This window comes from uncultured Allobosea sp. (assembly GCF_945956895.1).
Classification (GTDB): domain Bacteria; phylum Pseudomonadota; class Alphaproteobacteria; order Rhizobiales; family Beijerinckiaceae; genus Allobosea.
On record NZ_CAMFJF010000135.1, the window covers coordinates 1 to 4,385 of the forward strand.

Genomic DNA, 4,385 nt, shown 5'->3' on the forward strand with positions numbered 1-4,385 from the left:
GCGCTGGTGCAGCGCGACATCGATATCCTCGCGCCGATGGCGGAGAAGGGCCTGGTCAAGGTCGCGCTCTCGGTGACGACGCTCGACCCGAAAACCGCACGCGGCATGGAACCGCGCGCCGCCTCGCCCGCCAGGCGGCTGGAAACGATCCGCAAGCTTTCGGAGGCCGGTATCCCGGTCACGGTCTTGGTCGCGCCAATCATCCCGGCAATCAACGAGCACGAGATCGAGCGCATCCTCGACGCGGCGAAGGCGGCTGGCGCCGAGGCCGCCGGCTATGTCCTGCTCAGGCTGCCGCTCGAAGTGCGCGACATCGTGCAGGAATGGCTGCTGACGCATCATCCCGACAAGCTCCGGCATGTGATGTCGCTGATCCGCTCGACACGCGGCGGCAAGGATTACGATTCGCAATGGGGCCAGCGCATGGTCGGCTCCGGCCCCTATGCCTGGATGATCGGGCGGCGCTTCGAGATGGCGGCCGAACGCATCGGCTTCAACACGACGCGGCGCCGGTTGCGGACGGATCTCTTCGTGAAGCCGGAAAAGGAGAAGGCGCAGCTGAACCTGTTTTGAGGGATAAGGTCAGCCGTCATTCTCGGGCGAAGCGAAGCGCAGATCCGGGAATCTCTTGCCGGAAGAGGCGTTTTCCGGCCTGAGATGCTCGGGTCAAGCACGAGCATGACGCGGGGCTATCCAGTGGAGCACTCTCCCGCCGCTCTGGTCCGATGCCCCGCTCTGCGGCATAACCTGGCCATGCCCGCCGATTTCAGCCGCGAGACCTCCGCCATCGCCAACGGCCTTTGGCCGCTTGCAGGGATCGACGAGGTCGGGCGCGGGCCGCTGGCCGGGCCGGTCGTCGCGGCTGCGGTGATCCTCGATCCCGAGCGGGTGCCCGATGGCCTCGACGATTCGAAGAAGCTGCCGGCCGCGATCCGCGAGGAGCTTTTCGGCGAGATCATGGAACGGGCGCTGGCCGTTTCCATCGCCAGCGTGACGGCTGCGGAAATCGACGCCATCAATATCCGGCAGGCGACGCTGCTTGCGATGCGCCGGGCCGTCGCCGCCCTGCCGCTGACGCCATTGCATATCCTGGTCGATGGCAACGACCCGCCGCAATTCGCTTGCTCCTGCGAGGCGATCATACAAGGCGACGGGCAGGTTGCCTCGATCGCAGCCGCCTCGATCGTTGCCAAGGTTACGCGCGACCGGATGATGGCGCGCCTCTCCCAACGCTATCCGGCCTATGGCTTCTCCGGCCATGTCGGCTACGGAACGCCGGCGCATCGCAAGGCGATCGCCGCACACGGCCCCTGCCCCGAGCATCGCTATTCCTTCGCGCCGGTGAAAGGTGTGTGGTTCCGGTAGAGGCCCGTTCCGCCACGCGTCATTCTCGGGCGGAGCGAAGTGCAGACCCGAGAATCTCTTACAGGAAGAAGCGCCGGAGCCCCCGTGTCATGAGATGCTCGGGTCAAGCCCGAGCATGACGGCCTGCTCTAGCCGATGGGAAACGGACCGCCCCGCCAAGCTGCCGTAACGGCAGACCCAGACGTTAACTCCCGTTTACGAATTTCCCTTGATTACCAATGGCCTAGGCAAAAATTGCAGCCCCAGAATGGGACGCATTTTTTTCAAGGCGGAAACCCGACCTTTACCCTGTCTGACCAATATCGCTCTCGTTGAAGTTGCGTAACGGTCTTGGCGTCATGGGTATTTTGCGTACCGGGACCGCCAGTGCTCCCGTCCGGATTCAGGTTTCGCGTACCGGACGGCCTGCACTGGGGGCTCGGATGAAGGCCAAGGGCCTTCCCGAACATATCGGCACCCCTCGGGAGCTGCCGCTCGATCAGATCCTCGTCGGCGACTGCGTCGCGGCGATGAACGCGCTGCCGCCGGCAAGCGTCGACCTGATCTTTGCCGATCCTCCCTATAATCTCCAGCTTGGCGGCGATCTGCGCCGGCCCGACGACAGCCTCGTCGATGCCGTCGACGACGACTGGGACAAGTTCGCCTCCTTCTCCGACTACGACCGCTTCACCCGCGACTGGCTTGCCGCCGCGCGGCGCGTGCTGAAGCCGGACGGGGCGCTGTGGGTCATCGGCAGCTACCACAACATCTTCCGCGTCGGCGCGACGCTGCAGGATCTCGGCTTCTGGATGCTGAACGACATCGTCTGGCGCAAGGCCAATCCGATGCCGAATTTCCGCGGCCGACGCTTCACCAATGCGCATGAGACGCTGATCTGGGCGGCGCGCGGCGAGAGCTCGAAATACACCTTCCATTACGAGGCGTTGAAGGGCGGCAATGACGACCTGCAGATGCGCTCGGACTGGTATCTGCCGCTCTGCACCGGCGAGGAACGCCTGAAGGACGACAACGGCGCCAAGGTGCACCCGACACAAAAGCCGGAAGCCCTGCTCGCCCGCGTGCTGCTCTCGGCCTCGAATCCCGGCGACGTCATCCTCGATCCGTTCTTCGGCACGGGGACGACCGGCGCCGTCGCCAAGGCGCTCGGCCGTCATTTCATCGGCCTCGAGCGCGATCCGGTCTACGCCAAGGCGGCGCGCGAGCGCATCGCGGCGGTGACGCCGCTGGCGCCGGAAGCCTTTTCAACAGCGCCTTCCAAGCGCAGCGAGCCACGCGTGCCCTTCCTCAGCCTGATCGAAGCCGGGCTGGTGAAGGCCGGCGAGACGGTCCATGACGAGAAGCGCCGCTACAAGGCGGTGGTGCGGGCCGATGGCACGCTGCTGCTCGGCCCGGCGGTCGGCTCGATCCACAAGGTCGGCGCGCTGGCGCAGGGCCTGCCGGCCTGCAACGGCTGGACCTTCTGGCATGTCGAGCGCGAAGGAGGTCTCACCATCCTTGACGCGCTGCGCGGCGAGATCAGGGCGCAGATGGCGGCGGCTTGAGCCGCCCGACAGCCGCGTCCGGCACAATCGCTCATTCGTTCGGAGGATGCGCGGCCGTCACAGGCGCGGGCATCCTCGCACGCATGACAGCGAGGGTGGCAGCATGGCGACGATCCTCAAGACCGGCTCCCGCGGGCCCGAGGTCAAGCAACTCCAGGAAGCACTGAACGCCAAGCTGAAACCGATCCCGAAGCTGGTACCCGACGGCCAGTTCGGCACTTTCACGCACAACGCGGTCCTCGCCTTCCAGCGCAAGAACTGGCTGGTCGAGGATGGCCAGGCCGGGCCAGCGACCCAAGCCTGCCTCTATGACACCGAGGCCTTCGCGCCGATCCTGCACAAGGTCCCCTTCATCGCGCAGCCGACCAACACGACCTGCTGGGCGACCTCGACGGCGATGATGAAGAAATCGACGGTGCCGATCATCATCGCCAAGACGCCGCCGGACATGATCCTTCCCGACGGCTCGCTGGCCAACTCTTCCGAAAGCGACCAGGCGATCGTGACCGGTCAGCGCTATGGCCGCATCCACGGGCTGCGCTGCAATGCCCCGCAATCCTGGTCGGTCGAGCAGCTCAGGCAGGCGGTCTCGCGCGGGCCCTTGATGTTCGACATGCTCTGGCGCGTCGACGAGTACACGGCCGGCCGCGGCAGCCCCGGCCACATGATCGTCATCGTCGGCATGCGCGGCGACGGCAATCCCGACGGCACCGGCACGACGCTGCGCATCCACGATCCCTGGCCGCCAAACCGCGGCAAGATCTACTCGAAGGGCTATTTCAAATGGTCCGCCGAACTGCCGACGATGACCTATCGCGTCTTCGAATTGTAGAGCCCGGCGCGCTCGACCACCTTCAGCATCAGGCTCGACAGCGGCTCGCCGGCCAGATTCGCCAACGGCGTGAAGCGCATGCCCGCCGGCGCCGGCGTGCGCACGGGGGCGCTGCCGGTGAACACCGTCAGTTCCAGCGGAAAATGCGTGAAGACATGGCGCACCGGCTCCGCCACCTGCGTCCAGCGTAGCGGCAATGGCGCGTCCTGCGCGGCTCCGTCGAGTTCGTAATCGGCCCGCCATTCGCTGGTTGGCACCTCGGCCATGCCGCCGAGCAGCCCCCTGGCCGGCCGCGTCCGCAGCAGGATCGCGCCATCTTCCCGGGCGAGCACGAAGGCTGCGCCGTAGCGCGTGACGCCGGCCTTCTTCGGCGCCTTGCGCGGAAAGCTCTCCTGCGTGCCGGCAATCCGCGCCCGGCACGGCTCGCGCCACGGACACAGGCCGCAGGCGGGATTGCGCGGCGTGCAGATGGTGGCGCCGAGATCCATCAGGGCTTGCGCGAAATCGCCCGGCCGACCCTGCGGCAGCAGTGCCAGCACCTTCTCGCGAATCAGGGGCCGGGCGCCGGGCAATTCGTCCTCGATCGCGAAGAGCCGGCTCATGACGCGCTCGACATTGCCGTCGACGGCCGCCGCCGGCCGGTCGAA

The 4,385-nt window shown here is 66.5% G+C and carries 5 protein-coding genes; 4 read left to right on the top strand and 1 reads right to left on the bottom strand.

Annotated features, from left to right (window positions below):
* The 4 genes from Q0Q02_RS23290 to Q0Q02_RS23305 all read left to right on the top strand — a co-directional run.
* Positions 1 to 573: radical SAM protein (locus Q0Q02_RS23290; RefSeq protein ID WP_293813153.1), on the top strand; the 573-nt coding region annotated here is incomplete at its 5' end.
* A 180-nt stretch (positions 574 to 753) separates the two neighbouring features.
* A complete protein-coding gene (locus Q0Q02_RS23295; RefSeq protein WP_293813154.1) occupies positions 754 to 1,365 on the top strand; it encodes a ribonuclease HII in 612 nt (203 codons plus the stop codon).
* A 422-nt stretch (positions 1,366 to 1,787) separates the two neighbouring features.
* Positions 1,788 to 2,906 carry a site-specific DNA-methyltransferase gene (locus Q0Q02_RS23300; protein ID WP_293813155.1) on the top strand — a complete coding sequence of 373 codons (1,119 nt, stop codon included), beginning with the start codon at positions 1,788 to 1,790 and terminating at the stop codon, positions 2,904 to 2,906.
* 103 nt (positions 2,907 to 3,009) lie between these two features.
* Positions 3,010 to 3,738 carry a papain-like cysteine protease family protein gene (locus Q0Q02_RS23305; RefSeq protein WP_293813156.1) on the top strand — a complete coding sequence of 243 codons (729 nt, stop codon included), beginning with the start codon at positions 3,010 to 3,012 and terminating at the stop codon, positions 3,736 to 3,738.
* Here Q0Q02_RS23305 and Q0Q02_RS23310 read toward each other — a convergent pair.
* Positions 3,717 to 4,385, bottom strand: a 669-nt coding sequence (locus tag Q0Q02_RS23310) for an NUDIX domain-containing protein (protein WP_293813158.1), incomplete at its 5' end; no start/stop codon positions are given. The two genes, Q0Q02_RS23305 and Q0Q02_RS23310, sit on opposite strands and share 22 nt — an antisense overlap.

What these genes read in the sequence shown, in the direction of transcription:
- Q0Q02_RS23295 (WP_293813154.1), top strand. Translation starts at nt 754, where the DNA reads ATGCCCGCCGATTTCAGCCGCGAGACCTCCGCCATCGCCAACGGCCTT.
- Q0Q02_RS23300 (WP_293813155.1), top strand. Translation starts at nt 1,788, where the DNA reads ATGAAGGCCAAGGGCCTTCCCGAACATATCGGCACCCCTCGGGAGCTG.
- Q0Q02_RS23305 (WP_293813156.1), top strand. Translation starts at nt 3,010, where the DNA reads ATGGCGACGATCCTCAAGACCGGCTCCCGCGGGCCCGAGGTCAAGCAA.